The organism is Halosimplex litoreum (assembly GCF_016065055.1).
Taxonomy (GTDB): domain Archaea; phylum Halobacteriota; class Halobacteria; order Halobacteriales; family Haloarculaceae; genus Halosimplex; species Halosimplex litoreum.
Genome location: NZ_CP065856.1, coordinates 2005063 through 2029784, shown reverse-complemented (window position 1 = coordinate 2029784; position 24722 = coordinate 2005063). Strand labels below are relative to the sequence as shown.

At 70.5% G+C, this 24722-nt stretch carries 23 protein-coding genes; 10 read left to right on the top strand and 13 right to left on the bottom strand.

Annotated features, from left to right (window positions below):
- Positions 1-186 precede the first annotated feature (186 nt).
- On the bottom strand, positions 187-1362 hold the full coding sequence (locus I7X12_RS10115; protein ID WP_198063689.1) for a DUF7118 family protein: 1176 nt from the start codon (positions 1360-1362) through the stop codon (positions 187-189).
- Between the two features lie 4 nt (positions 1363-1366).
- Positions 1367-1732: a phosphoribosyl-AMP cyclohydrolase gene (gene hisI / locus I7X12_RS10110; protein ID WP_198063688.1), complete on the bottom strand. Its 366-nt coding sequence runs from the start codon at positions 1730-1732 to the stop codon at positions 1367-1369.
- Between the two features lie 204 nt (positions 1733-1936).
- Between hisI and I7X12_RS10105 the strand changes: the two genes are divergently transcribed.
- Entirely contained in the window at positions 1937-2194 is a 258-nt protein-coding gene (locus I7X12_RS10105) for a hypothetical protein (protein ID WP_198063687.1), read from the top strand.
- A gap of 51 nt (positions 2195-2245) precedes the next feature.
- Here I7X12_RS10105 and I7X12_RS10100 read toward each other — a convergent pair whose 3' ends face one another.
- The 5 genes from I7X12_RS10100 to I7X12_RS10080 all read right to left on the bottom strand — a co-directional run bounded on the left by I7X12_RS10100 (position 2246) and on the right by I7X12_RS10080 (position 8150).
- Complete coding sequence (locus I7X12_RS10100) at positions 2246-3307, bottom strand: A24 family peptidase (protein ID WP_198063686.1); 1062 nt, start codon at positions 3305-3307, stop codon at positions 2246-2248.
- A 114-nt stretch (positions 3308-3421) separates the two neighbouring features.
- A complete protein-coding gene (fer, locus tag I7X12_RS10095; protein ID WP_006882516.1) occupies positions 3422-3808 on the bottom strand; it encodes a ferredoxin Fer in 387 nt (128 codons plus the stop codon).
- Between the two features lie 148 nt (positions 3809-3956).
- On the bottom strand, positions 3957-5156 hold the full coding sequence (locus I7X12_RS10090) for an inorganic phosphate transporter (protein ID WP_198063685.1): 1200 nt from the start codon (positions 5154-5156) through the stop codon (positions 3957-3959).
- 79 nt (positions 5157-5235) lie between these two features.
- A complete protein-coding gene (locus I7X12_RS10085) occupies positions 5236-6399 on the bottom strand; it encodes an inorganic phosphate transporter (RefSeq protein ID WP_198063684.1) in 1164 nt (387 codons plus the stop codon).
- Positions 6400-6503: 104 nt separating this feature from the next.
- Positions 6504-8150 (bottom strand): globin-coupled sensor protein, encoded by a 1647-nt coding sequence (locus tag I7X12_RS10080; protein WP_198063683.1) that lies wholly within the window; start codon positions 8148-8150, stop codon positions 6504-6506.
- A 164-nt stretch (positions 8151-8314) separates the two neighbouring features.
- Between I7X12_RS10080 and hisA the strand changes: the two genes are divergently transcribed.
- The gene (hisA, locus tag I7X12_RS10075) at positions 8315-9034 is read left to right on the top strand and encodes a 1-(5-phosphoribosyl)-5-[(5-phosphoribosylamino)methylideneamino]imidazole-4-carboxamide isomerase (RefSeq protein WP_198063682.1); all 720 of its coding nucleotides are present in this window, start codon (positions 8315-8317) and stop codon (positions 9032-9034) included.
- Positions 9035-9215: 181 nt separating this feature from the next.
- Positions 9216-9539, top strand: coding sequence for a hypothetical protein (locus I7X12_RS10070; protein ID WP_198063681.1), 324 nt, complete (start codon positions 9216-9218; stop codon positions 9537-9539).
- Here the strand turns inward: I7X12_RS10070 and I7X12_RS10065 are convergent.
- Positions 9520-10593: a TrmB family transcriptional regulator gene (locus I7X12_RS10065; RefSeq protein WP_198063680.1), complete on the bottom strand. Its 1074-nt coding sequence runs from the start codon at positions 10591-10593 to the stop codon at positions 9520-9522. The two genes, I7X12_RS10070 and I7X12_RS10065, sit on opposite strands and share 20 nt — an antisense overlap.
- A gap of 125 nt (positions 10594-10718) precedes the next feature.
- Between I7X12_RS10065 and I7X12_RS10060 the strand changes: the two genes are divergently transcribed.
- From I7X12_RS10060 to I7X12_RS10035, 6 genes are all read left to right on the top strand, one after another.
- On the top strand, positions 10719-11960 hold the full coding sequence (locus tag I7X12_RS10060; protein ID WP_198063679.1) for an MFS transporter: 1242 nt from the start codon (positions 10719-10721) through the stop codon (positions 11958-11960).
- A gap of 83 nt (positions 11961-12043) precedes the next feature.
- Positions 12044-12631: an imidazoleglycerol-phosphate dehydratase HisB gene (hisB, locus tag I7X12_RS10055; protein WP_198063678.1), complete on the top strand. Its 588-nt coding sequence runs from the start codon at positions 12044-12046 to the stop codon at positions 12629-12631.
- Positions 12632-12708: 77 nt separating this feature from the next.
- On the top strand, positions 12709-13197 hold the full coding sequence (locus tag I7X12_RS10050; RefSeq protein ID WP_198063844.1) for an amino acid-binding protein: 489 nt from the start codon (positions 12709-12711) through the stop codon (positions 13195-13197).
- A gap of 69 nt (positions 13198-13266) precedes the next feature.
- Complete coding sequence (locus tag I7X12_RS10045; protein ID WP_198063677.1) at positions 13267-14904, top strand: methyl-accepting chemotaxis protein; 1638 nt, start codon at positions 13267-13269, stop codon at positions 14902-14904.
- Between the two features lie 38 nt (positions 14905-14942).
- Entirely contained in the window at positions 14943-15320 is a 378-nt protein-coding gene (locus I7X12_RS10040) for a 2Fe-2S iron-sulfur cluster-binding protein (protein WP_198063676.1), read from the top strand.
- A gap of 37 nt (positions 15321-15357) precedes the next feature.
- Positions 15358-15963 (top strand): IMPACT family protein, encoded by a 606-nt coding sequence (locus tag I7X12_RS10035; RefSeq protein ID WP_198063675.1) that lies wholly within the window; start codon positions 15358-15360, stop codon positions 15961-15963.
- A gap of 151 nt (positions 15964-16114) precedes the next feature.
- Here I7X12_RS10035 and I7X12_RS10030 read toward each other — a convergent pair whose 3' ends face one another.
- From I7X12_RS10030 to I7X12_RS10010, 5 genes are all read right to left on the bottom strand, one after another.
- Positions 16115-17530, bottom strand: coding sequence for a hemolysin family protein (locus I7X12_RS10030; protein ID WP_198063674.1), 1416 nt, complete (start codon positions 17528-17530; stop codon positions 16115-16117).
- 153 nt (positions 17531-17683) lie between these two features.
- Positions 17684-18247, bottom strand: coding sequence for a type IV pilin (locus I7X12_RS10025; RefSeq protein ID WP_198063673.1), 564 nt, complete (start codon positions 18245-18247; stop codon positions 17684-17686).
- Positions 18248-18307: 60 nt separating this feature from the next.
- Positions 18308-18694: a VOC family protein gene (locus tag I7X12_RS10020; protein WP_198063672.1), complete on the bottom strand. Its 387-nt coding sequence runs from the start codon at positions 18692-18694 to the stop codon at positions 18308-18310.
- Between the two features lie 187 nt (positions 18695-18881).
- Positions 18882-19691, bottom strand: coding sequence for a class I SAM-dependent methyltransferase (locus I7X12_RS10015; protein ID WP_198063671.1), 810 nt, complete (start codon positions 19689-19691; stop codon positions 18882-18884).
- Between the two features lie 104 nt (positions 19692-19795).
- Positions 19796-24214, bottom strand: coding sequence for a PAS domain S-box protein (locus tag I7X12_RS10010; protein WP_198063670.1), 4419 nt, complete (start codon positions 24212-24214; stop codon positions 19796-19798).
- A 267-nt stretch (positions 24215-24481) separates the two neighbouring features.
- Here I7X12_RS10010 and I7X12_RS10005 point away from each other — a divergent pair, with 267 nt between their 5' ends.
- Positions 24482-24721, top strand: a complete 240-nt coding sequence (locus tag I7X12_RS10005; RefSeq protein WP_198063669.1) for a HalOD1 output domain-containing protein — start codon at positions 24482-24484, stop codon at positions 24719-24721.
- Position 24722 lies beyond the last annotated feature (1 nt).

Here is a 24722-nt window from a genome sequence, read left to right as displayed (position 1 = left end):
AGCCCCTCAAGTCGAACCGGCTGGGGCTTTCACGCCGTCTGCGGTTCCGGTCGCGAGGGCGGGTGCGGTAGCGGTCGCTGTTCGAGGGGCTTTCACGCTGTTTGCCGCGGCGTTCTCGGTCGAGTCGGTCGCGATGCTGACGGCAGTCGATTCACCGAGAGTTCCGAACGTGTCGAAGACACCAGCTCAAAGCGCAGGATACTCCTCCAGCGCCGCTTCCAGCTGCTCTTTCGCAGCACGACACGCGGCCAGTTCGTCGTCGACCGCGCCGCTCGACAGTCGCTCGCGCTCCTCGGTACCCAGCTGGGCGCGGGCCTGCGCACTGTCGCGAAGTCGGTCGTAGTCGGTCTCGCGAGGTAGCTCGCGCACCTCGCGAAGCGCCACGAGTGTCGCCTCACCCTCGTCGACGTGGTCGGCGAAGCGGGCGACGACGCTGGTCAGCTCCCGCGCCCGATAGCGGAGCGTCTCGGCCCCGACGGGCGGCCAGTCGACGGTCAGAGGCTCGGCGTCCAGCCGCCGCAGGTACGTCCGCTGGGTCGAGACGTTCCGTTTGAGCGCGTCGGAGTCGTCGACGTAGTGGTCCAGCTTCGACTTCGAGTACTCGGCGTACTCCAGCAGTTGCCCGACGGATTGCTCGCCGGCCGCGTGGGTCTCGACGTACTCCCGGAGGTCGGCGGGGGGCGACTCGAAGGGGACGAGCGGGTAGGCGTCGGCCTTCGCGACGAACGCCAGCAGATCCCGAGCGCTCGCCGACGAGCGGAAGTCGGCGAAGGCGTCGGCGACGCGGTCGTTGTAGGCCTCGATGGGGTCGCGCAGGCGCTCGGTCGGGGCGTCGAGGTCGGCGTCGCCCAGCCGCTGCAGGTCCGACAGGTCGTCGATGCGGTCGGCGAGGTCGTCGATACGGCGCTCGGCGGAAAAGCGGACGTCCGCGTAGCGTTCGCGGGCCTCCTCGCGGTCGTCGAGACGGGCCACGTCCGCGCGGACGGGTTCGAGCGCCGAGCGGACCTTGCGCCAGTCGGACTCGGTGAGCCGGCGCTGCTGGAGCAGGTCGTCGACCTCCTCGAAGACCTCGCGGTGGCGCACGTCCTCGGGCAGTTCCTCGGTGATCGCGGCGATCTGGCTCTGGAACTCGATGAACGTCTTGAAGTCGCCGTCGCCGGTGACTTCCTCCTCGTAGCGGTCGAACAGCGTCGTGAGGTCGTCGTCGGCGTCGGCCACCGCCTGCAACTCGGACTCGCCGACCTCGTCGACGCGGTCGCGAGCGCGCTGGAGGGCCTGGCGAGCCTCGCGCAGGTCGGCGACGAGGTCGGCGGCGACGGCGCGGGGGTCGTCGGTCGCGGGGTCGAAGGCGGCGTCGCTCATTCGGCTACTCGTAGACCTCGTCGGGGTCGAACACCCGTTCACCGACGGTCTCGCCGTCGAGCGTGCGGTAGAAACACGACTCGTAGCCGGTGTGGCAAGCGCCGCCCGCCTGGTCGACGAGGTACAGCAGGGCGTCGCCGTCGCAGTCGACGCGGACCTCCTCGATCGCCTGGACGTGGCCGCTGGAGCCGCCCTTCTTCCAGAGCTCTTCGCGGCTGCGCGAGTAGTAGTGGGCGAAGCCGGTCTCGCGGGTGCGCTCGACGGCTTCGGGAGTGACGTACGCGAGCATGAGCACCTCACCCGAGTCGGCGTCCTGGGCGACCGCGGGGAGGCGCTCGTTGTCGTCGAACGCCAGGTCGATGTCGCTCATACCCGCAACTGGGTCCGACCGCCGAATAGGTCTTTTGTCGCCGGCGACCGCGGGGCCGAGCGGAGGGAGCCCCCGAGACGAGCGGGGAACGGAGTGAGCCGCAGCGAAACGACTCGGCGGAGCGCGGCATCGTCCGTGGGGGACGAACCGCGCCGAAAGCCCCGTCGACCACACTTATGCCGGACCGACGACAACCCACTGGCGATGATCGGATCCGTCCGGCGATTCCTGGCGACGATGGCCGAGGAGGACGCGCGGACCCGGGTGTTTCTGCTCTGGAACGCGGGCAACACCGTCGGCGCCGTCGGCCTGCTCGTCGGCGCGTTCGCCCTGCTGGTCGTGACCAACGCGCCCGGGTTCCAGCGCGACGTCCTGCTGGCCTACATCACCCTCGCCGTCCTGTGGCTCGTCTCCATCTTCACCATCGGACCGCTGTACGACCGGGTCGTCCCCGAAACGTAGCGCTCGCGAGACACGGCGGCCCCCTCGAACACACCGACGCGAGCGGTGACCTCACACCAGCACGGAGACGAGTGTGAAAAACAGGTCGCCGTAGACGAGGCTGACGAGCAGCGCGAGGAACATCGGGACGATGAACGGCATCCCCGGGGAGATCCAGACCACGTCCTCCTCGGCGAGCACGTCGAGTCCGTCGGCCAGCCCCTCGGGAGTCGTCCCGTAGGCCGACCCTTCGATGTCGTCGAGGAACGCTCGCGCACCCCAGGGGTCGTCGTAGTCGGTTCGGGCTCGAGCAGCAGCGGGACCGTCCGCATCCTCGCGACCGCCGTCGGTGACCGCCTCGCCGTCGGTTTCGGTCGCGACCGCGCCGCTCTCGGGGATCGAGCCGTCGCCGGGAGCGTTGGGGTCGTCGGGGAGGCTCGCGGGGTCGCGGTGGCGGGCGGGGTCGTCGCGGACCGCCGCCAGCGTCGTGCCGCGCCAGCACAGGTACATCCGCAGGGCGTCCAGGTCGAGGCCGCGGCGGGTGAACCCCTCCGGCGTCTGGAGCAGCGAGCCGTACTCGGTGGTCGCGTCCGCGGTGCGGATCGGCTTGCCGATGAACATGATCGGCGCGAGGTGGCCGGTGAGGGCGTTGCGCAGCGTGACGGCGACGGGGTAGGCCGCGCCGACGAGGACGGTGTTCGAGAGGACGGTCAGCGAGAAGACGCCGACGGTCGTCCGGGTCAGCGGCAGCGCCTCCGCCGGGAAGATGTAGGTCGGGAAGGTCGGGAAGAGGACGGCGAGGACGATCAGCGCCTTCGCGTCGGCGCCGCCGAAGCCACCGAACCAGTAGAACAGGTAGCCGATCGAGCCGACCATCCCCAGCGAGAGCGCGACACGGAGATAGAATCGCTCGCGAGCGACCAGCCCGCCAGGGAGGTCGCCGGCCGACACTCGCGAGATGTCCCAGGCCAGCAGGGCGACCCCGAGCAGCGCGAGCGGGAGCCACGTGGCGTTGGGCACCCGCCGGGTACGGATATCCCGATAGGCGGCCCAGGCGAAGACGGGGACGGCCACCAGCCGCAGCAGGTCCGGCGGCGGGCTCTCGGTCAGGACGGTTCCCAGCCAGTCGATCACGACCGAACCAGCGCGCTGGCGTGCATTAGTGGTTTCGACGACGGCGCGGCCGCTGGAGCGGGGCGAAAGTGGGCGAGTCGGCTCGCCCAGAAACGCCGAACCGGGACGGTCCGATTATATGACGCGGTTCTGCAGGTAGTCGAGGTGCTTGGCGTTGTAGACGATCTTGACCTCGTCGGTGGCCGCGCTACCGATGCAGGTCAGGCGGACGTTCTTCTCCTCGACCTCTTCGTCGGAGAGGATCTGCTGCATGTCCATGTCGATGTCGCCCTCGACCGCGATGGCGGCGCAGTTCGCACACGCGCCGGCGCGGCACGAGAACGGCCAGTCGAAGCCCTGGGCTTCGGCGGCCTCGAGGATGTACTCGCCCTCGTTGACCTCCAGCGTGCCGTGGTCCTCGTCGTCGAGGCCGGCGTCGGCGGCCTCGTCGAAAGCCGATGCGTCCATGTCCCAACCCTGGTCGTCCAGCACTTCGTAATTCAGGTACTCTACGGTGGGCATCACTTGCAGGATTCGGCCCCCTGACTGTTAGACCTTGCTGTTCGTCGCACCGTTTCGCGGCTCGCGAGCGCAATATCTGCCGCTCTCGGCGAGCGTCGAGCAGACGTGTGTCCGGCGCGGTCGTTCGGTGGGTCCGACGCGCGGCGACTCACAACGGGACGAACCGAAAGAGGAGGAACGAGGCGACCGTCGCGATCCCGGGCACGACGTTCTGGAGGAAGATGACCCGGGCGGTCGTCGCCGGCTCGAACAGGTCCTCGGCGTCGGGGATCGACTCGCGGTCCTCGCTGCCGATCGGCGGGGCGTCGGCCGCGTCCGGCGTCCCGCCGTCGCCGCCGACGGTCGGCGCCTCGTCGGCCTCGGCGGCCAGCGCGCCGACCGACACCGCCGGCGAGTCGCCCTCCCTGGCGTCGGCGATGGTGACCGTCCGCGTCGCTCGCCCCCAGCCCAGGCCGACGATACTCATCGTCGCGATGATGACGAAGCTCGCGGGCACGCCCAGCGCCGAGAGCCCGGTGACGATGGTCGAGCTGACCGTCGCGACGACCAGCGCCGCCAGCAGCGGCAGGTCCGTCAGGTCGTTGCCGACCGTGTCCATGGTCCGGCGGGCGATGGTGAACGCGCCGAGGCCGATGGCGCCCCCGCCGAGCAGGATGGCGGGGTTCATCCCGATTGACTCGCTGCCGACCAGCGGCGCGACGGCGTTTGCGACGTTGCTCGCACCCGCCGAGAAAGCCATGTAACAGCCGATACCGACGACCGAGAGCGTCCCGACGAGTTCGCGCTGGGTGGTGTTCGGGCCGAGGACCGGTCGTGGGAGCGCGCCCGAGCGGTCGAGGACGAGCAGCGACCCCTCGGTCTGGGTGACCGCGAACCACTCGACCAGCCGCGGGTAGTAGTAGCGGCCGATGACGGCGCTGACCCAGAAGGCCAGCACCGGCGAGACGAGCCACCAGGTGACGATCTGTCCCATCTCCGCCCAGTTGAGCGTCCCGCGGGCCAGCCCTAGCCCCGCCATCGCGCCGACGGCCGTCATCGACGTCGAGGCGGGGACGCCCGCGACGTTCGAGAGAAAGAGGGCCAGTCCGATGAAAAAGAGGACGCCGATGCTGATCTCCAGCGTGAACGTCGTCGTGACGATGTCGCTGCCGAGCGTGTCGATCACCTCGCGACCGACGGTCCAACCGCCCAGCAGCGCGAAGACGGTCATCAGCGCCGCGGCCGTCACTTTCGAGATCGTGTTGCTGCCGACCGCCGGACCGAACGCCACGCCCGTCGAGGACCCGCCGATATTGAACCCGACGAAGACGGCGACGAACAGCCCGACGAGCAGGAGGACCTCGACCATACCGATACCTCGGACAGTGAGGGGTAAAGCCTACCGACAGCGGTCGTCGACGGGCCTCGACGCGGTCGGGCCACCGGCGTCAGACGACCGGGAGATACCGGAAGACGAGATACGAGGCGAGCGCCGAGATCGACGGCGTGAGGATCCAGAGCATGACGACCCGCCCGGTGGCCGCGGGGTCGAACAGATCCGCGGCGGTGACCTCGTCGGGGTCCTCCTCGCCGATCTTCGCGACCTCGTCCGGTTCCGGGGTCTCCGGTTCGTCCCCGTCGGCGATAGCGTCGACCGTGACGCCGCCCGCCTCGCCCTCGCTCGCTTCGGGCGGGCCGGCGACGGCCTCGGCGGCGGCGTCGGCGAGTTTCGTCGTCCGGGTCGCCCGCCCCCAACCCAGGCCGACGATGCACATCGTCGCCGAGACCGCGAGGCTGGCGGGGATGCCGATCTCCGAGAGGCCGGTGATGATGCTCGCGCTCACCACCTCGACGATGAGCGCGGCGAGGATCGGCAGGTCCGTCAGGTCGTTGCCGACGGTGTCGAGCGTCCGCCGGGCGATCGTGAAGGCGCCGACCCCGATAGCCACGCCGGCCAGCCCGACGTACGGCAGGAACGCGTCGCCGAGCACGCGGCCGCCGTACAGCGGGCCGACGGCGTTGGCGACGTTACTTGCGCCCGCCGCGTAGGCCATGTAACAGCCGATCACGACGACCAGCACGGCGCCGAACCGTTCGCGAAGCGTCGTCTCCTCGCCGGGCGATTCGAGGGTGAACCGCGCTTCGAGGTGCGGGAAGAGATACCGGCCGATGACCGCGCAGAGCCAGAAGGCGGTGATCGGCGCGACCAGCCACCAGGTGACGATCCGGCCCATGACCTCCCAGTCGATGCTCCCGGTCGCGACGCCGAGGCCGGCGATGGCGCCGACGGCGGTCATCGACGTCGAGGCGGGGACGCCGAACAGATTGGAGACCAGCAGCGCGAGCCCGACGAAAAAGAGGACGGCGACGCTGGCGGCCAGGGTGAACTGGTCGCTCGGGACGATCCGGCCGCCCATCGTCTCGATGACGTTCGTCCCGGAGTTGGCGCCGCCGAGGACGGCGAAGCCGGTCATCAGCGCCGCGGCACCGGTCTTCGACACTGAGCCGCTCCCGACGGCTGGGCCGAAGGCGACCCCCGTCGAGGACCCGCCGATGTTGAACCCGACGAACGCCGCGACGGCGACCCCGGCGACGAGCAACAGCGATACCATGTCCGGACGGTCGGACGACGGTACATAAAGGCTGGCGGAGTCGCCGACCGCCGGCGGTCCGCCGGGGCGACCGTCGCTCGCTCGACGGGCCCCGAGCGGTCCGCCTACGCGGCGTCGGTCCCGGCGGTGTCGAGGCGGTCGACCGTCCGGTCGATCTCGCGGACCATCTCGGCCTGTTGCTCGCTGGCGGCCGCCACGTCGGCGATCTCGGTCGAGACCGCCTCGGTTCGCTCGACCAGGTCGTCGAGCATGCTCGCGACCTCCTCGGCGCTGGCGGCCTGGTCGTCGGTCGCGTCGGCGACTTCGGCGATCCCTCGGGCGGCCTCGGTGACGGCTTCGACGATATCGTCGAGGTTCCGCATCGCCGTCTCGACCCGGTCGATCCCCTCCTCGACCCGCTCGGTCGTCGTCGCGAGGTTGTCGACCGTCTCGTCTGCGTCGGTCTGGATCTCGGTGACCATCCGCTCGATCTCGCCGGCGCGCTCCTGGGACTCCGTCGCCAGCGACTTCACCTCGTCGGCGACGACGGCGAAACCCGACCCCGCCTCGCCGGCGCGGGCGGCCTCGATCGAGGCGTTCAGCGCGAGGATGTTCGTCTGGTCGGCGATCTCGTTGATCACCTCGACGACCTCGTCGATCTCGCCGATGCGGGCCTGTAGCGAATCGACGTCCTCGGCCACGTCGTCGACGGCCGTCCCGACGGTGTCCATTACGCCGACCGCCCCGTCGGCCTCGTCACGACCCTCCGCGGCCAGCGCGCGGGCGCGCTCGCTCGTGGTCTCGACCTCGTCGGCGGTCGCCGCCACTTCCTCGACCGTCGCGCTCATCCGCGAGACCTCGCCCGCGATCTCGTCGACGCGGCCGGCCTGCTCGTCGGTCAGCTCGGACATCTCGCGAGCGCTGTCGGCGATGTCCTCCGAGGCGTCGAGCAGCCGGTCGACCGGCCGCTCGATGTCCGCCCGGACCTGTTTCTGGAGGCGATCGCGCTCGCCCGCCGCCCGCTCGCGCCGGTCGATCTCGTCCTGCAGGCGCTCGTTGTACGAGTGGATGTAGGTGTCGGCGACGACCTGCATGTCCAGATTGATCACCCGCAGCACCGACAGCACCTCGTCCATGCCGGCGGCGACCTCCGACTCGACGACCCGCTCGATCGCGTCCACGTCGACCGCCCCCTCACCGGTTCCCGGGCCGTCGTCGGGCCGGGGCTCGTCGCCGCCGTCGCGGCCGGCCGCGACGCCTCCATCGGTCGCGGCGCCGGTCAGTTCCGCGCGGAGCGCGTCGACGAGATTCTCCTGCAGTCGCTCGCGGAGCAGGTCGAGGATCAGGTCGTAGTAGACGCCGTACTGGCCGATGTAGTGTTTCATCGGCATCTCCAGCACGTCGTGGATCTTCCCGATGCGCGCGCGGTTGGCGAAGTACTCCTCGCCGTACTCCCCAGCGGCCAGCGTCGCGAAGTACGCCGACTGGGTACGCTTGAGCTGCTCGACGGTCTTCGGAGAGCGACCGATGACCGCGGTCGTCTCCTCGTGGCCGGTGAGGTTGTCGTAGAAGTCGTCGGCGATCTCGTCGGCGTGGTCGGCGAACAGCGGCTCCAGGTCCGCGAGTCGCTCGGCGTCGGCGTCGTCGAAGCCGACGAACTCCTTGCGCCAGTCGATCTCCTCGCCGTCGAGTCCGATATCGGTCAGCAGCGAGTCGAGGTCGACTTCCGAGTTCAGTCCGCCACGGCCGAATTCGTCAGCGTAGTCGTTCATCGATAGGTACCCGAATATGTACGCGACCGTTCCCCGCTGGTGCTCTTAACACTACCCGCCGAGTTTTCGCGCGTGATACTGCTGTCGGGCGATTCGTGGAGGACAGCCGGGCCTCGAAGCCGGCGATCGATACCCTTTCGCCCCGGGCTCGCCCACTGGGGAGCATGTTTCCGGAGTTCGAGGTCGTGCCGGCGGTCGACGTACAGGACGGGCAGGTCGTCCAGCTGGTCGGCGGCGAGCGCGGCACGGGCAAGGAGTACGGCGACCCCGTCGAGGCCGCCGAGGGGTGGGTCGAGCAGGGCGCGCGCACCCTGCATCTCGTCGACCTGGACGGCGCCTTCGAGGGCGAGCGCGCGAACGCCGAGGCCATCGAGGCGGTCGTCGACGCCGTCGACGTCGAGACGCAACTCGGCGGCGGCATCCGCACCGTCGACGACGCCGTCTCCCTGCTGGACGCCGGGATCGACCGGGTGATCCTCGGCACCGCGGCCGTCGAGAATCCCGATATCGTCGCCGAGATCGGCGAGGAACACCCCGAGAGCGTCCTCGTGAGCCTCGACGCGAAGGACGGGGAGGTCGTCGTCTCCGGCTGGACCGAGGGGACGGGCCTGGACCCGGCCGAGGCCGCCGCCCGGTACGAGGAGCTGGGTGCCGGCGGGATCCTCTTCACCGACGTGGACGTGGAGGGCCAGCTCGAAGGGGTCCGAACCGACCCGGTCGAACGGGTCGTCGATGCGGTCGACGTCCCCGTCGTCGCCAGCGGGGGCGTCGCGACCCTGGACGACGTGCGCGCGCTGGAAGGCGCGGGCGCCGCGGCGGTCGTCGTCGGCAGTGCCCTCTACGAGGGGTCGTTCACGCTCGAGGCGGCGCTCGACGCGGTGTAGCGGGCGAACGGACACCGGCCGGTTCCGTACCGATCCCGGTCGGTTCCCGTCCGCGACGGTCGCCGGTTCGCTGCGCGTTTCGCGTCGGATACTGATCGGATCTGGGCCGTTCGGGGATTCTTACCCGCGAATTGGTCAGGAAAGGTGAATCGTTTTGTTCGGGCGAGGGAGTGACCCGGCAATGATCCGGAAGCCGACCGTCTCGCTCGACACCGACCTCGCCGAACAGCTCGCGGGCCTCGCCGGGCTGGGGTGGACCACCTCGACGCTGGGCTTTCTCGGGACGGTGTTGGGCTACGGCAACAGCGTCGTGAGCCGACTGGTGACCGAGCCGAGTTCGCTGCTGTACGTAGGGGCGGTGTGTTTCCTGGCGACGGTGGGCCTCGACCGGGTCGCCAACGGCGCGAGGGAACGGGACGGGGAGGGGGAGAGCGACGCGGCTGACGACATCGATGGCCGGGGCGACCCGGCGGTCGACGCCGCGGTCACGCCCTGCGAAGGGTGACGTCCCTGGCGGCGAACTCCTCGAAGTAGGGGTCGAAGCCGGGGGAGTCGCCGCCGACGCTGACGGGGCCGCCGTCGGTCTCGACGACCAGGGCGCTCTCGACGGGGAACGAACTCGTGGCCGGCGGGACGAGCGTCTGGTTCGTCTCGCGGATCGGGACGCCCTCGAAGTCGATCTCGTGGTCGGTGCCCGTGTCGGCGACGGTCACGTCCGCGACGATATCGCGGCCCGCGTCGAGGTGCTGGGCGGCGGCCGTGACGCCGTTGCGGAAGTACTCGAAGGTCGTCGGCAGTTCGGGCGGGTCGGCGACGTGGCGGGCCTCGCCCATCGGCCAGACGTTGGAGACCATGTTGCCGTAGAAACCGTTCGCCACCTCCGGCTGGCCGAAGGCGACGGCGTACTCGTCGCCGTGGCGCCCCGTGAGGACGCCGTGGGAACCGACGAGTCCGGCGCGGGCGTCCCGGAGGACGAACACCTGCGGCCGGGCCTCCCACGCCCGGACGACGTGGGCGTACCGACCGAAGTCGGCGACCGCGTCGGCGACGACCTCGGTGTCCGGTGCCAACAGCATGCAGTAGACGAACACGCCGCGATCGACCGCGTCGGCCATCGCTCCCTTCACGCTCGCGAAAGCGGTCGCGGGGATGACCACGAACGCCTCGTGGGTCGCGTCGTCGAGGAACCGGCGGGCGCGCCGCTCGACGGTCCGGCGCGAGCGGACCATTTCGAAGCCCACGTCCGCCGTCGTCGGCTCGCTGTAGACGTCCCCGATCGCCGACTGCAGGTCCGAGACACGCGTCGACAGTTCGGCGATCGCCTCGGCGGCCGGCCGCGCCCGCAGCACGGTCGGGTTCGCGCTCTCGTCGACGGTGACCAGCCCGCGGTCGACCAGCGTCTCGGCCACCTCGTAGACGTACCCCTGTGACACGTCCGCCGCGGCCGCGACGTCCCCCGTCGTCGCCTCCCCCCGCCGGAGGACAGCCAGATACGTCGCCACCTCCGTCGTCGACAACCCGAACGCCCCCAGGTGCTCTCTGATCCGCGACTCGCTCATTGAGATAGTTCTTTGACTATCTACAAAAACGTTTTCCGGATCGAACCGAGAGGGAGTGGTATGCACCCGACGAGCGAGCAGCACGCGGCGCGTCGACACGGTCGGCGACCGCAGGAGGACGCCCGGTGAGCGGGCCGTCGACGGGCGGTTCGGGGAGCGACGGCGGGACCGCAGCGGACGCCCGCAACCGGCGGCTGTGGACGGTCGTGATCTTCCTGACGATGGCGTGTACGGGCGCGGTGATGCAGGTCCGCGGCGCGGTGTTGCCGACGCTGGAGGGCTATTTCACCGTCCCGGAGTGGCAGCTCGGGCTCGTGGCGCCGGCGGGGACCGTCGGCTATCTGCTGGTCATCCTCGCCGTCGGGTCGAGCGCGGGTCGAGTCGACGCGCGGCGGTTCATCGCCGGCGGCGCCTTCCTGACGGCGGGCGCGCTGCTCGCGATGGGTCTCTCGCCCTCGTTCCCCGTCTTCCTCGCCGCGCTCGTCGTCCAGGGGGCGGCCGTCGGTGTGTTCCGCGCCCTCGATCGGCCGCTGCTCAGTCACTTCTACCCGAGCCAGCGCGGGCGCGTGTACAATCGCTACGACGCGACCTGGGCGATCGGCGCCGCGCTCGGCCCGCTGGCGGTCGTCCTCGCGCTGCGGGCGGGCTCGTGGCGACTCGTCTACGGCGCGGTCGGCGTCGCCGTCCTCGCGCTCGCGGTCGCCTTCCGGTCGCTCCGGTCGCCGGCGGTCGAGTCGAACGAGGAGCCGCTCACCCGTTCGGATCTGGCCGAACTGGTCCGCCGACCCGAGGTGCTCGCCCTGCTGGCCGCCCTCTTTTTCGTGACCGGCGTCGAGGGCGGGCTGTTCACCTGGCTGCCCTACTACGCGCAGGCCGAACTGCCGGCCGGGTGGGCCGAGCTGACGCTGACGGTCATGCTCGCCGCCTACGTTCCCGGGCGGTTCGTCTGCGGCGCGCTGACCGACCGCCTGGGACCGCTGACGCTCTTGCTCGGCGTGCTCGGGCTGCTCGTGCCCGCCTTCGCGTTCACCTTCTTCCTCGCCGACGGCCTCGCCGTGCTGGGCGGCGTCGTCGCGATCGGGCTGCTGATCTCGGGCGTGTTCCCGACGATGATGGCCTACGCGACCGACGCCGTCCCCGAGCACAGCGGCCCGGTCAACGCACTGGCGTCGGCGGTGTCGTCGGTCTCGGTCGGCGGCGTACCCGCGGTCATGGGCGTCGTCGTCGGCGGGGCCGACGCCGCGACGGCGATGCGACTGCTCGTCGCGCCGCTGGTCGCCGCGCTGGGCGTGATCGCGCTCGCGAGGGTCGCCCAGAGCCGCCGCGACGCGCGGGCCGCGAGCGGCTCGGCGGCCTTCGACGACTGAGCGGGGCGCTACGTCGGCGAGAGTGGAGCCGAGTCGCCAGGGGGAACACAACGGCCAAATAGACGGCTGTGCTTGGTCGGGACATGACCGAGCGGACGGCGGCGGTGACCCGGGAGACCGCCGAGACGGCGATAGAGGTAACGCTCGACCTCGACGGCGACGGCGACGCCACCGTCGACACGGGGATCGGCTTTTTCGACCACATGCTCGAATCGTTCGCCACCCACGGGCTGTTCGACCTGACCGTCGACTGCGACGGCGACCTGGAGATCGACGACCACCACACCGTCGAGGACGTGGCCATCACCCTCGGGGAGGCCTTCACGGAGGCGCTGGGCGACAAGCGCGGGATCGTCCGCTTCGCCGACCGGAAGGTCCCCCTCGACGAGGCCGTCGCCGGCGTCGTCGTCGACGTGAGCGGCCGCCCGTACTTCGACTTCGACGGCGAGTTCTCCCAGGGCGAGGTCGGCGAGCTGACCAGTCACATGGCCCAGCACTTCTGTCGCTCGCTGGCCACGAACGCCGGGCTGACGCTGCACGTCGAGGTCGACGGCGAGAACGCCCACCACGAGATCGAGGCGCTGTTCAAGGGACTGGCCCGCGCGCTCGACGACGCCACCCGCATCGACGAGCGCCGGACCGACGTGGCCAGCACGAAAGGCGAGCTATGAGCGGGGACGACGAGCGCGTCCCGCCCGTCGTCCGGGCCGACGGCGGGACCGACCAGGAGGCCACCTTCGACGCGATCATGGAGAAGTTCGCCGACTCGCCCAGCCAGCAGGCGGTCATCCGCCTGCTGCTCGAACGCGGCTTCTCCGTCAACGACGAGGGGCGGGTGGTCTCGGGCGGTATCGAGATCCCCAACACCGGCATCGCCCGCGAGGTCGACGTCGACCGCCGCGTCGTCGACGCCACCACCGACGCGATCCTCGACGACGACCAGCTGCGACGGATCTTCCAGAACATCTCGGCCATCCCGAGCCTGATGGACCTCGCGCCCGTCCTCGACCTGTCGGCGCTGGCGATCACGGTCCGTGACGCCGAGGAGTCCGGCATCGTCGCCACCGTCACGGGCGCCATCGCCGACCGCGGGATCTCCATCCGCCAGACAATCAGCGAGGACCCCGAGTTCACCGACCAGCCCAGACTCTACGTCATCACCGACGGGTCGATTCCGGGTGATCTGCTGACGGAGATCCGCGACATGCCGTTCGTCCACAGCATCGAGCTGCGGTGAGCGCGAGTCGGAATCAATCGCGAGAACCGGCGGGCAGGATTTAGGTCGGCGTCGCCCTGGGGTCCGCCCATGTCAGACACCACGCCTGCCACGGGTGGCGACACGCGGGCGGCCGGTCGCGTGCTGGTCGCGATCGGGGCCGTCCCGGCGGCCGCCGAGCGGTACCTCCCTGCGTTCCTGCGGCGCGACTTCGGGCTGCGGCTGTTGGCGATCGCGACGTTCGTGCTCGTCGTCTCGCCGGCGTTCGCGATGTGGTACTTCCAGCGGGCGCTGTACGGGATCGCCTTCGTCAGCTTCTGGACGATCCTGCTGGGCTTTCTGGGCTACTGCGAGATGTACCGGGCGCTGGACCGGTTGCACGAGGCGGTGTCGCGGATGCGCGCCGAGGAGTTCGACGTGGACTTCGAGTCCGAGCGGGTCGACGAGGTCGGCGAACTGTACGCCGCGGTCGAGGACACCGCGGCCGAACTGGACGAGACGCTGACCGAGGCGCGGGCGGCCCGCGAGCGCGCCGAGCGCCAGGAAGAGCGCGCCCAGGAGCAGGCCGAACGCGTCGCGACCCAGCGCGAGCAGGCCGAGACGCTGGCCGAGGCGCTGGAGGCCGCGGCGGCGACCTGCGAGGAGACGATGCGTGCGGTCGCCGCGGGCGACCTCCGCGAGCGGATCGACCTGGGCGACGACACGGAGGCGATGGCCGACATCGAGACGGCGTTCAACGAGCTCGTCGTCGAGTGGGAGGAGACCCTGACGACGACGAAACGGTTCGCGGCCGACGTGGGCGAGGGGACCGACGCCGTGAGCGCCGCGGTCGGCGAGGCCCACGGCGCCGGCGAGCGGGCCGCCGACGCCGCCGGCGAGATCGAGGCCGCGACCGAGCGCCAGGCCGACCGGCTCGGGTCGGTCGTCGAGGAACTCGGGGCGCTGTCGGCGTCGGTCGACGAGGTCGTCGACGGGGTCGCGGCCGTCGCGGAGGAGTCGGCGGCCGCCGCCGACGCCTGCGAAGAGGGGCGGGCGGTCGCCGACGAGCTGGCCGACGACGTGGCGGCGACCCGCGAGGCGACCGTCGAGACTGCCGCGGAACTCGACGCGCTCGCCGACGAGATCGAGGCCATCGAGTCGGTCGTCACCGTCATCGACGACATCGCCGAGCAGACGAACATGCTCGCGCTGAACGCCAACGTCGAGGCCTCGCGGGCCGGCGCCGACGGCGCCGGCTTCGAGGTCGTCGCGGACAACGTCAAGGAGCTGGCCGACGAGACCCGGGAACAGGTTCAGGAGATCGCGGCGCTGGTCGACAGCGTCCAGCGGCGCTCGCGGGCGGTCGTCGACCGGATGGACGAGACGCGCGATCGGGTCGACGACGCCGCCGGCGGCGTCGACACCGTCGCCTCGGCGTTCGAGACCGTCGGCGAACGCGTCGAGCGGACCGACGGCCGCGTCCGAGAGATCCGCGCCGCCACCGACGACCAGGCCGCCTCGACGGCCGCGGCGGTCGAGCTGGTCGAGGACGTGGCCGCTGACGGCGACGCCACCGCCGAGCGAGCCACCGCGGTCGGCGAGGCGGTGCGGGCGCAACTGGACGCGCTGGCCGACGCTCGCGAGCGCGCCGACGACCTGGCCGACGGCGCCACTACGCTGGAGGCGTCGCTGGCGTACTTCGAGACCGGTGCCGAGGGGACGGCGACACCCGCCGTCGCCGACGACTGACCGACACGCTCCTGTCGCTGGCGTCCCCGAGGACGAACATGAGCGGCGACGCGCGACTCACGGTCGAGACGCCCGACGGCGAGCGCCGCGAACTGACCGCGGACGAAGGGGCGGTCCTCCGGGACGTGCTGCTAGCGGCCGGACTCTCACCCCACGGCCGCTACGCCCGCCGGGTCAACTGCGGCGGGCGCGGGCTCTGTGCGACCTGCGGCGTCCGCCCGGCCGACCCCGCCGAACCCGACCACTGGCACGACGACATGGCCGACCGCTTCGGCTATCCCAGACTCTCCTGTCAGCTCCGCGTCCGCGACGGGATGGCGGTGAGGCTGCTCGACAAGCGTGTGTGGGGCGGCCGCGCGGGCGGTGACGATCCGGCGCCAGCGCCGCCATCCGCCGACGGCGACGACCCCGAGTAACGCAAACGCTTTTCGACTCCCGCGGAAACTCGTGACCGTGAGCCAGCGCGAGCCATACCGGACCGTCGCCGGCCGCGGCGAGGCCCGCTTCGAGGTGCGTGGATCCGAGTTCGTCGGCCACGTCGCGCCCGCCCGGACCGTCGACGCCGCCGAGCACTTCGTCGACGAGGTCCGCGAGGCGTACCCCGACGCGACCCACAACGTGCCGGCCTACCGCGTGCGGGCCGACCCGTTCCGCGAGTGGGCCAGCGACGACGGCGAGCCCTCCGGGTCGGCCGGCGACCCCGCGCTGAACGTCCTCCAGCAGGAGGAGATCGAGAACGTCGTCGCCGTCGTCACCCGCTACTACGGCGGGACGAACCTCGGCGTCGGCGGCCTGGCCCGCTCCTATTCGCGCGCCGTCAAGGACGGCCTCGACGCCGCCGGCACGACGACCGAGCGCCCCCACGAGACGTTCTCGGTCGTCGTCGACTACGACGATTCGGGCACCGTCAGGGGCATCTTCGAGAGCGAGTCCGCCGAGTTCGACGCCGACTACGCCGAGCGGGTCGTCTTCGACGTGCGCGTCCCCGTCGAGGAGGGGAGCGCACTGCGCGACCGGATCCGCAGCGCCACCAGCGGTCGAGCCGAGATCGACCGATAGCCGGACGCGAAGCCACCGCGGCCACACCTTCGCCGACGTGGAACTCGGAGTCTATCGAACGGGCCGACGTGGTCGCTATAGAGCGGATCTCCAGCGGAAACGAAGGCGTTCGGGGACGGATCACACGGGCGCCGGAGAGTCGGAGTCGCGCTCACTCGGGCTGGGCCTCGTCCGCGTCGGCTTCGACGTCCTCCTCGTCGGGCGTGTCGTCGGGGTCGTAGGCGTCGGTTCGGGTGACCCGGGCCTTCATGATACGGGTGTTCTCGACGGCCTCGACGGCGATCTCGACGCCGTCGTAGTCGATCACCTCGCCCTCCTCGACGAGGCGACCGGCGAGGTTGAAGATGAACCCGGCGATGGTCTCGAACTCCTCGCCCTCGGGGATGTCGATGTCGAGCGCCTCGTTGACCTCCTCGATGTTGACCTCGCCCTTGACGACGACCGTGTCGTCGCCCTCGTACTCGATCGGCTCCTCCTCGCCGCCCTCGAGGATCTCGCCGACGATCTCCTCGGTCAGGTCTTCCATCGTCACGAGCCCCTCGGTGGTCCCGAACTCGTCGATGACGATGACCATGTGCAACCGCTCCTTGCGCATCTCGGTCAACAGATCGTCGACGTTCTTCGACTCGGGGACGTGCAGGGTCGGCTGGATGAGGTCTTCGAGTTCCAGTCCGTCGCCCCCGGCCTCGCCGTAGTTGCGGTCGCGGACGAGGTCGCGGATGTTGACGACACCGATGACGTTGTCCAGACTCCCCTCGTAGACGGGGATGCGAGCGTGGCCGCTGTGGATGCACTGCTCGATAGCCTCGTCGACGGAGGCGTCGGTCGAGATGGCGTCCATGTCCAGGCGCGGCGTCATGACCTCCTTGGCGATCGTGTTGTTGAACCGGAGCGTGCGCTGGAGCATCTCCCGCTCCTCCTCGTCGAGGACGCCCTCGCGCTCGCCGGTCTCGATCATCTCGCGGATCTCCTCGCGGGTGACGTATGACTCCTCGATGGCCGAGCGGCCGCCGGTCACCTTGTTGACGATCCGGGTGAGGTAGTCGAACAGGACGATCAGCGGCAACAGCACGTACTCGGCCATCTTCAGCGGGCGGGCGATCCGCAGCGACCACGACTCGCTGTTCTCGACGGCGTAGGACTTGGGTGCGCTCTCGCCGAACAACAGGACGATGGCCGTGATCCCGAACGTCGACAGCAGGACCGCCTGGCCCTGGCTCCCGGTCGCCAGCGCGAGAATCCCCGTGGCGATCGACGACATCGCGATGTTGACCAGGTTGTTACCGACGAGGATAGTGATCAGCAGGCGGTGAGGGTCGTCCTTGAGCCCCTTGAGCGTTCTCGCACCGCGGCGCCCGTCTTCGACGAGCGCTTCGATCCGGTGGGCCGGCAGCGAGAACATCGCGATCTCCGACGAGGAGAAAAACGCCGACAGCCCGATCAGGACGACGATCGTGAGCGAGCCGGTGATGATGATGGCGCTCTCCTGCAGCTGAAGCCCGAACACGTCGATCGTCTGCTGTGCGGCGGGGATCGCTTGTGACCACGCCACTGCGGGTATACCCATCGACGCCATGAGTTGACGGGGCGCGAAATTAAGACTTGTCATACCGGACCTTCACATGATCGAGAAACACGCGCTTCCTGTCTGTTTCGAGCGAGAACGCACCTCCGGTCCCGTGATCGTCCAGCCAACGCCGGAGACTGCCGACTCGACGCCTCACGACGCCCGCACCTCGACGTCGACGAGTTGCGCGCCGGACGGGCGGTGGATCACTCGGACCGCCGCGTGGTCGCCCGGTCGCACGTCCAGTTCGCCCTGGGCGATCCGGACCGAGGCCGTCTCGCCCGCAGTCCACCGCTCGTCGGTGTGAGCGGCGTCTAATTCCCCGTCGATGCCCGCGTACGTCCGGTCGAACAGATCCGCGCCCCGGCGGTGGTCGTCGGTGAGTCGCCGCGTCGGAAACCCCGAGAGCCGCGCTCGAGCGCCCGTGCGCTCGAATTCCACGACGACGGCCAGCTCCGCGACCGCCAGCGTGTCCCCGCCCTCGTGGACGAATCGGAGTCGCTGGCCCTCGGGCCAGCCGTCGGTCGCCGACAGCTCGGCGTCCAGGCGGACCTGCGGCGCCGGCTCCGAGCGAGCGCTCTCGAACCCGACCGTCGCCGCCACGACCGACGCGAGCAGGACCGTCAGCCCGACCAGCAGGACGACCCCGACGACCGGCGTCGCGGCGCGGTCGCTGGCGAGAGGTGGTCGAGCCGGTGCGGGAGCGCCGTCGGTCACGCGCCGGGCTGGTCGCCCGTTCGGATTTAAATCCACGGGCCCGGGGACCCCCGGAGGCCGTCACTTCGAGTCGACGCCGAAGATCTCGACGACGTTTCCCTCCGTGTCGCGGACGTGGAAACAGCGGTAGCCGTCGGTATCGACGATCCCGTGGACGACCTCGGGCGCCAGCTCGGAGACCCGCTCGAACGCCGCGTCCACGTCTTCGACCTCGAAGTTCGGGACGCAGTTGTCGCCGAACTCGACGGACCCGCCGTCGGCGCTCGCGTCGTAGAGCCCGAAGTCGACGCCGTCGAACGCGAACGTCGAGAACCGCTCGTCGACCTGCGCGGGCGCCGTCCCGAACAGCGACTCGTAAAAGTCGAGTGCCCGGCCCATGTCCTCGACACCGACGTAGACGGTCGTCAGCTCCATCCGCGGTCCACGGTCCTGGTCTTCGGTCGACATCACCGGCGATGGACCCGCCCCGCACATAACGGCCCGCCACGGCGCGGAAGTGGTGGCCGGTTCGGGACCGCGGCGCAGTCGGGGCTCGTCGCGTCGTCTCGGCGTCGGTTCCGGGCTCGTTCCACCCGAAACGGTACCCTTCGTGCTCGTACTCGCCGCCCGACCCGCGTGCCGTCCGAACCGTGAGCTACTCGCGGACGGCGACGAACCGCAGCCGGCGGTAGTCGGCGGTCCACGTTCCGGTGTCGGCGTCGAACAGGTCGTCGCGCAGGCGGTCCTCGACGGCCGAGACGACCGCGTCCGTCTCCGCGTCGTCCAGATCCGCAAAGAGCGAGTCGCCGAACACGTCGAGCCAGTTCGCAAGCCCCTCGCGGCCCCCCGCAAGTTCGGTCGGGCGGTCGAACAGCCGCGCGAGCCGCACCTCGAAGCCGGCCGACTCCAGCACGGCTGCGTGCTCGCCCACGGTTGGGAAGTACCACGGGTGGTCGGCCTCGTGGCCGCGCTCGCGAACTTCCGCGAGCGTCGCGTCGACGACTGTGCTCACGTTCCCCGTCCCGCCCAGCTCGGCGACGAACCGGCCGCCCGGCTCCAGCAGAGCCGCGACGCGCTCGGCGACGGCGGGCTGGTCCTCGCGGGGGATCCAGTGCAGCGCGGCGTTGGAGAAGACGGCGTCGAACGGCCGGTCGGGCGCGTACTCGCGGGCGTCGGCGACGACGAACCGGCGCTCGGGGTAGGTCTCCCGGGCCCGTTCGACCATCTCGGCCGAGGCGTCGACGCCGACCGCGACGCCCGACCCGCCGACGCGCTCGGCGATGTCGGCGGTGAGGTGGCCGGTCCCGCAACCCAGGTCGAGGACGGTCTCACCGGGTCGCGGGTCGAGCAACTCGACGACGGAGCCGCCGTACTCGTGGACGAAGCCGGTGTCGTCGTCGTAGGCCTCGGGGTCCCACTCGTTGCTGGCGTCCTCGGCCGGACTCCCGAGCGAGTCGTCGGACATACTCCGAGTGGGGAGCGAGGTCGCCTGAAGGTTCCGGCGGCGTGGGAGGGGTCGACACCGCGTCGCGGCGTGGGGCGACGGGGAGAGGTCGACGGCCGTCGCCGTCAGTCGGCGTCGGCGGCGACGGTGTGCTCGTCGAACAGCCGGTCGAGCAGGCGCTGCTGGCCGACGCGGAGGTGGCGGTTGACGGTGGGCTGGCTCACGTCGAGCATCTCGGCCACGTCCTCGCCGGTAGAGGTGCGGGGCCACTCGAAGAAGCCGGCGTAGTAGGCCGTCCGCAGCACCTCCAGCTGGCGGTCGGTCAGCGCCTCGAACGCCGAGCCGGCCCGGCGCTCGCGGTCGTCGGAGCGGTCGACGGTCCGCCGGCTCGTCAGTTCGACGCCGGGATGGGTCTCGCCGAGCATCTCGACGAACGCCCGTACCTCCGTCGCCGCCGACACGTCGACGACCGCCTCGATCCCGTCGGGATCGGCCCGGAGCGACCGCGGGTCGGCCCCGTGGCGAACGAGCGCCGCGGGGAGGGAGTCGCCGTCGACGGTCACCTCGAACAGCGCGCTCGTCTCGGCGTCGGCCCCTCCGTCCGCCCCGTCGCCGTCGACCGCGGGCTCGCCGACCAGCCGGTAGTCACCGACGGAGACGAGCGCGTCCAGCGCGTCGGTCACCGACTCGACGGACGCGCCCGCGGTGGTGAGGAACAGGCCGGTCTCCGACTCGGAGTCGGTGGCCAGCCCCTCGAAGGCGACGCTGCAGTCGGCCGTGCGAGCCAGTCGACCGAGCACGTCGTCGCCCGCGTCGAACGACAGGGAGAGTTCGACCCGCTGGTCGGTGTGCAGCGCCCGCTGGGTCTCGACGGCGCTGATCGAGTGGGCGATGTTCTCGCCGAGCTCGGCGAACACCTCGCGTTCGAGATCGCCGAAGTCGTCCGGTTCCGACGCGTACACCGTGAGCACGCCGTAGAAGTACTCCTCGAAGGCCAGCGGCACGCTCACGACGGAGTGGAACTCCCGCGCGAGCGCGGCCTTGCGCCAGTCCTCTCGCTGGAGGTCGTCGACGACGTTGCCGACGACCGTCGGCGCCTCGGCGGCGGCCGTCCTGGCGGCGGGCTCGTCGCCGCCGAGCGCGAGATCGACCGCGTCGAGGTACTCGGCACCCTCGCCGGCCCAGGCCGACGGTTCGACGCGCTCGCCCGCCGCGTCGAGGCCGCCGATCCACGCGAAGGCCACGTCGTCGCTCTCGACGAGGCGGTCGCAGACCGCCGCCTCGATGGCCTCGCGGGACTCGGCCTGGATGAGCGACTGGTCGATCCGCCGGATGAGGTCGGTGATCCCGATCTGGCGGCGCAGCCGGGCGTTCTGCTCGGCGAGTTCGGCGTCGCGCTCACGGAGCGTCCGCTCGCTGGCCAGGCGGTCGAAGGCCGCCTCGGTCGTCGCGACGAGCGTCTCCGCGAGCTGGCGGGTCGACCCGCCGACCGCCCGGTCCTCGGTGGCGACGACGAACACGCCGTGGTCGCCGACCGGGACGAGCAACCCCCCGCTGACCGCCGAGCCGAACACCTGCGACTCGGCGACGGTCCCGGTGTCGTCGAACACCGTCGGCGTCCCGGTGACGTACGTGTTCCACAGCAACGAGTCCGCCGCGCCGGCGCCGACCGGCGCCGCGTCGCAGAGCCGCTCGAATCCCTCCGAGCAGGCGACGGCGTCGAGGTGGTTGGCCGTGTCGTCGAGCAGGTAGACGGCGACCCCCGCTACGTCGAGCACGGACTGGGCGGTGTCGACGACGAGTTCGGCCGTCTCGGCGTCGGTCTCGACGCCCAGCAGGTCCCGCGTGGCCTCGTGGAGCGACTGCAGGGCGAGTTCGCGCTCCTTCTGCGCGGTGATGTCCTGGATGGAACCGCGAACACGGACGACCTCGCCGTCGTCGTCGCGGACGGGCTCGCCGATGGCGCGCACCCAGCGGAGCGACTCGTCGGTCTCCAGGCGCACCTCCATGTCGTAGCTCTCGCCGACCTCGACGGCGCGCCGGAAGTACCCGCGGATGCGCTCGCGGTCGTCGGGGTGGTAGAACCCGACGGCGGTCTCCAGGTCGATGTCCGTGTCCGGTGCGATCCCGTGGAGCCGGTAGAGCTCGTCCGTCCAGGTCATCTCCCGCTCGGATCCGGTGAGATCGAGCTCCCAGCCGCCGATAGCGGCGATACGGCCGGCCTGCTGGAGCAAGTCTTTCGTCCGCTCGAGCTCGCGTTCGCGCTCTTTCCGGTCGGTGATGTCCTCGACGTACCCGACGAGTTCGGTGACCTCCCCCTGGTCGTCTCGGATGGGCGCGGTCGACAGCGAGATGTCGATACGCTCGCCGTCCTTGCGGATGCGCTCGCGTTCGACCTGTCTGAACGACTCGCCGGCGAGGACGCGCTGGCGGATCTCGTCGTCGCGGTCGGCGGGCACCGCGGGGTACGGTTCGCCCAGCGTCTCCGGGGCCGACCAGCCGAATATATCGGCCATCGCGTCGTTCCACAGGGTGATCGTCCCCTCCGGATCGGTCGCGACCACCCCGACCGGCGACGTCTCGACGAACTTCTGCATGCGCTCTTTGGTCGCGCGCAGTTCCCGCTCGCGGGCCTTCCGCTCGGAGACGTCCCGACCGATACCGACGAGGACGGCGTCGCCGTCGGGGGTCTCCAGCATGGAGGCGACGAACTCGTAGGGGATCTCCTCGCCGTCGCTGGTCAGCACGGGCGCGTCGACGCGCTCTTCGCCGTCCTCGAAGACCGACCCGATCGCCTCGACCACGTCCTCGCGGGCGTGCTCGGGGAAGAAGTCGGTCCCGTGCATCTCGGCGATCGTCTCGTCGTCGTAGCCGGTCACCTCCGCGACGGTGTCGTTCCAGCGCTGGATCGCTCCGGTGTCGTCGAACACGTAGAACACGTCGTCGATCGCGTCGAGGACGTCCTCGGTGTACTCGCGGTACTCCTGCAGCCGGCGCTCGCGGTCGCGCAGTCGCTCCTCGGCGGCTTTGCGTTCGGTGATGTCGCGAGCGATACCGGAGACGACCCGTTCGCCGTCCGGATTCTCCATCGGCGAAGCGACGATCTCGAAGGGGATCACCTCACCCCCTTTCGTCTCGAAGCGAGCCTCCAGCGGGACGCCCGCCAGATCGTCGATGTTCGCGATCCCGCGTTCGACCGCCTCGCGGTCGGCCTCGACGACGAAGTCCGTCGCTTGCATGTCGTCGATCTCGGCGTCGTCGTAGCCGGTCACCTCGGTGAGCGTCTCGTTCCACCGGACGACGTCGCCGTCGGCGTCGAGCACGTAGAACACGTCGTCGATCGCGTCGAGGATCTCGTCGGTGTACTCTCGGTACCGCGCGAGGTCGCGCTCGCGCTGCTTGCGTTCGGTGATCTTCTGAGAGACGCCGAACAGCCCCCGGACCGCCCCGTCGGGGCCGCGCCAGGGCACCTTCGTCGTGAGGTTCCACTCCTCGACGTCCGGCACGTACTCCTCCTTGCCGACGATCGGGTCGCCCGTCTCGACGACCCGGAGGTCGTCGGCGTGGCTCTCCGCGGCCAGCTCGTCGTCGAACAGTTCGGGGTCTGTCTGGCCGACGACCCGCTCGGGGTCCCAGTCGTAGGCCGCCTCGAGGTAGGCGCTGCTGACCCGTTCGTAGCGACCGTCCCGATCCTTGACGTAGAGGTGGATCGGCACCTGATCGAAGATCGAATCGAGCAGCGACCGCTCGCGGTCGAGTTCCGCCTGCCGCTCGACCCGATCTGTCACGTCCTCCTGAAAGCCGACGTAGTGGGTCACCTCGCCGTCGTCGTCCGCCACGGGCGCCAGCCGGACCCGGTTCCAGAACTCGGTGCCGTCGGCCCGATAGTTGCGCAGTTCGACCGTCGCCGTCGCCTCGTCGTCGACCGCCCGCCGCAACCGCGCGACCGCCTCCTCGTCGGTGTCCTCGCCCTGGAGGAACCGACAGTTGCGACCCAGACACTCCGACTCGTCGTAGCCGGTCAACGCCTCGAACCGGTCGTTGACGGCGACCAGCGGCTCGTCCGGTTCGGTCACGTCGGCGACCGTGATCCCGACCGGCGCCGACTCGATGACTCGTTCCTGCAGCGATCGCTCGCGCTCGCACTCGCGGAGGTCCTCGGCCAGGCCCTCGACGGCCTCGGCGAGATCGCCCAGGCCGTCCGCCCGGTCGGTCTCGAAGGTCACGTCCTCGCCGTCGCGGACCCGTTCGACGTCCGCGACCAGTTCGGCGACCCCGTCGTCGCGGTCGCCCGACACCGCGAGCCCGAGCAGCCCCGTCCCCAGAAGGCCGGCGAGTGGACCGGCCGACCGGAGCGACGGGGCCACGTCGACGGTGACGAGTCCCGTGACCGCCGCGAGCGTGGCGACTGCGACCGCGACGAACACGGCACCGACGCCCGACGGCCGACCCGGAACGCGTCCGGCCCCCCCTCTGGCGATGGTACTCCCCCTGTCCGCGACGCCCCAGCCTGTGACGGCGTCGCGGAGCGAACCTGCGTCCATTGGCGGGTATTGAAACGGCGCGCAATTAACGGTTGGTCCCCGTCAGCTGATACGTATCGCCCGCCCCGCCGCGGGCCAGTCCGATCGGCCCGGGGTTCCACCCCGGATCTGCCCCACCGGATCGCCCCGAGGAGGGTGAGCCACGTCGCCGGTTCGTCGTGCAGAGGGAGACACTATACATATTGCCCCCAGTTCGGGGCTCGCGGTATGCACGTAGCGGACAGTCGGATACCAGTTGTCGCCCTACCGAAAGATAGAATGGACGGTATGGCAGTGCAAGAGCCCGGCGAGCAGATAAGCATCGACGTGATCGAGACGATAGCCGACGTGACCGGGACCGACCCGCTGACGATGGAGCCGCCGCTGTACGAGGTCGTGGACACGGACGCGCTGGACGCGCTCTACGAGAGCGGTGCGAGCGCGACCGTGGAGTTCGAGTACGACGGCCACAGCGTCGTCGTCGACGGCGACGGAACCGTCACCGTGGACGGCGCGGGAGGGGCCTGAG

What these genes read in the sequence shown, in the direction of transcription:
- I7X12_RS10115 (WP_198063689.1), bottom strand. Translation starts at nt 1,362, where the DNA reads ATGAGCGACGCCGCCTTCGACCCCGCGACCGACGACCCCCGCGCCGTC.
- hisI (WP_198063688.1), bottom strand. Translation starts at nt 1,732, where the DNA reads ATGAGCGACATCGACCTGGCGTTCGACGACAACGAGCGCCTCCCCGCG.
- I7X12_RS10105 (WP_198063687.1), top strand. Translation starts at nt 1,937, where the DNA reads ATGATCGGATCCGTCCGGCGATTCCTGGCGACGATGGCCGAGGAGGAC.
- fer (WP_006882516.1), bottom strand. Translation starts at nt 3,808, where the DNA reads ATGCCCACCGTAGAGTACCTGAATTACGAAGTGCTGGACGACCAGGGT.
- I7X12_RS10090 (WP_198063685.1), bottom strand. Translation starts at nt 5,156, where the DNA reads ATGGTCGAGGTCCTCCTGCTCGTCGGGCTGTTCGTCGCCGTCTTCGTC.
- I7X12_RS10085 (WP_198063684.1), bottom strand. Translation starts at nt 6,399, where the DNA reads ATGGTATCGCTGTTGCTCGTCGCCGGGGTCGCCGTCGCGGCGTTCGTC.
- I7X12_RS10080 (WP_198063683.1), bottom strand. Translation starts at nt 8,150, where the DNA reads ATGAACGACTACGCTGACGAATTCGGCCGTGGCGGACTGAACTCGGAA.
- hisA (WP_198063682.1), top strand. Translation starts at nt 8,315, where the DNA reads ATGTTTCCGGAGTTCGAGGTCGTGCCGGCGGTCGACGTACAGGACGGG.
- I7X12_RS10070 (WP_198063681.1), top strand. Translation starts at nt 9,216, where the DNA reads ATGATCCGGAAGCCGACCGTCTCGCTCGACACCGACCTCGCCGAACAG.
- I7X12_RS10065 (WP_198063680.1), bottom strand. Translation starts at nt 10,593, where the DNA reads ATGAGCGAGTCGCGGATCAGAGAGCACCTGGGGGCGTTCGGGTTGTCG.
- hisB (WP_198063678.1), top strand. Translation starts at nt 12,044, where the DNA reads ATGACCGAGCGGACGGCGGCGGTGACCCGGGAGACCGCCGAGACGGCG.
- I7X12_RS10050 (WP_198063844.1), top strand. Translation starts at nt 12,709, where the DNA reads ATGGAGAAGTTCGCCGACTCGCCCAGCCAGCAGGCGGTCATCCGCCTG.
- I7X12_RS10045 (WP_198063677.1), top strand. Translation starts at nt 13,267, where the DNA reads ATGTCAGACACCACGCCTGCCACGGGTGGCGACACGCGGGCGGCCGGT.
- I7X12_RS10040 (WP_198063676.1), top strand. Translation starts at nt 14,943, where the DNA reads ATGAGCGGCGACGCGCGACTCACGGTCGAGACGCCCGACGGCGAGCGC.
- I7X12_RS10030 (WP_198063674.1), bottom strand. Translation starts at nt 17,530, where the DNA reads ATGGGTATACCCGCAGTGGCGTGGTCACAAGCGATCCCCGCCGCACAG.
- I7X12_RS10020 (WP_198063672.1), bottom strand. Translation starts at nt 18,694, where the DNA reads ATGTCGACCGAAGACCAGGACCGTGGACCGCGGATGGAGCTGACGACC.
- I7X12_RS10015 (WP_198063671.1), bottom strand. Translation starts at nt 19,691, where the DNA reads ATGTCCGACGACTCGCTCGGGAGTCCGGCCGAGGACGCCAGCAACGAG.
- I7X12_RS10010 (WP_198063670.1), bottom strand. Translation starts at nt 24,214, where the DNA reads ATGGACGCAGGTTCGCTCCGCGACGCCGTCACAGGCTGGGGCGTCGCG.
- I7X12_RS10005 (WP_198063669.1), top strand. Translation starts at nt 24,482, where the DNA reads ATGGCAGTGCAAGAGCCCGGCGAGCAGATAAGCATCGACGTGATCGAG.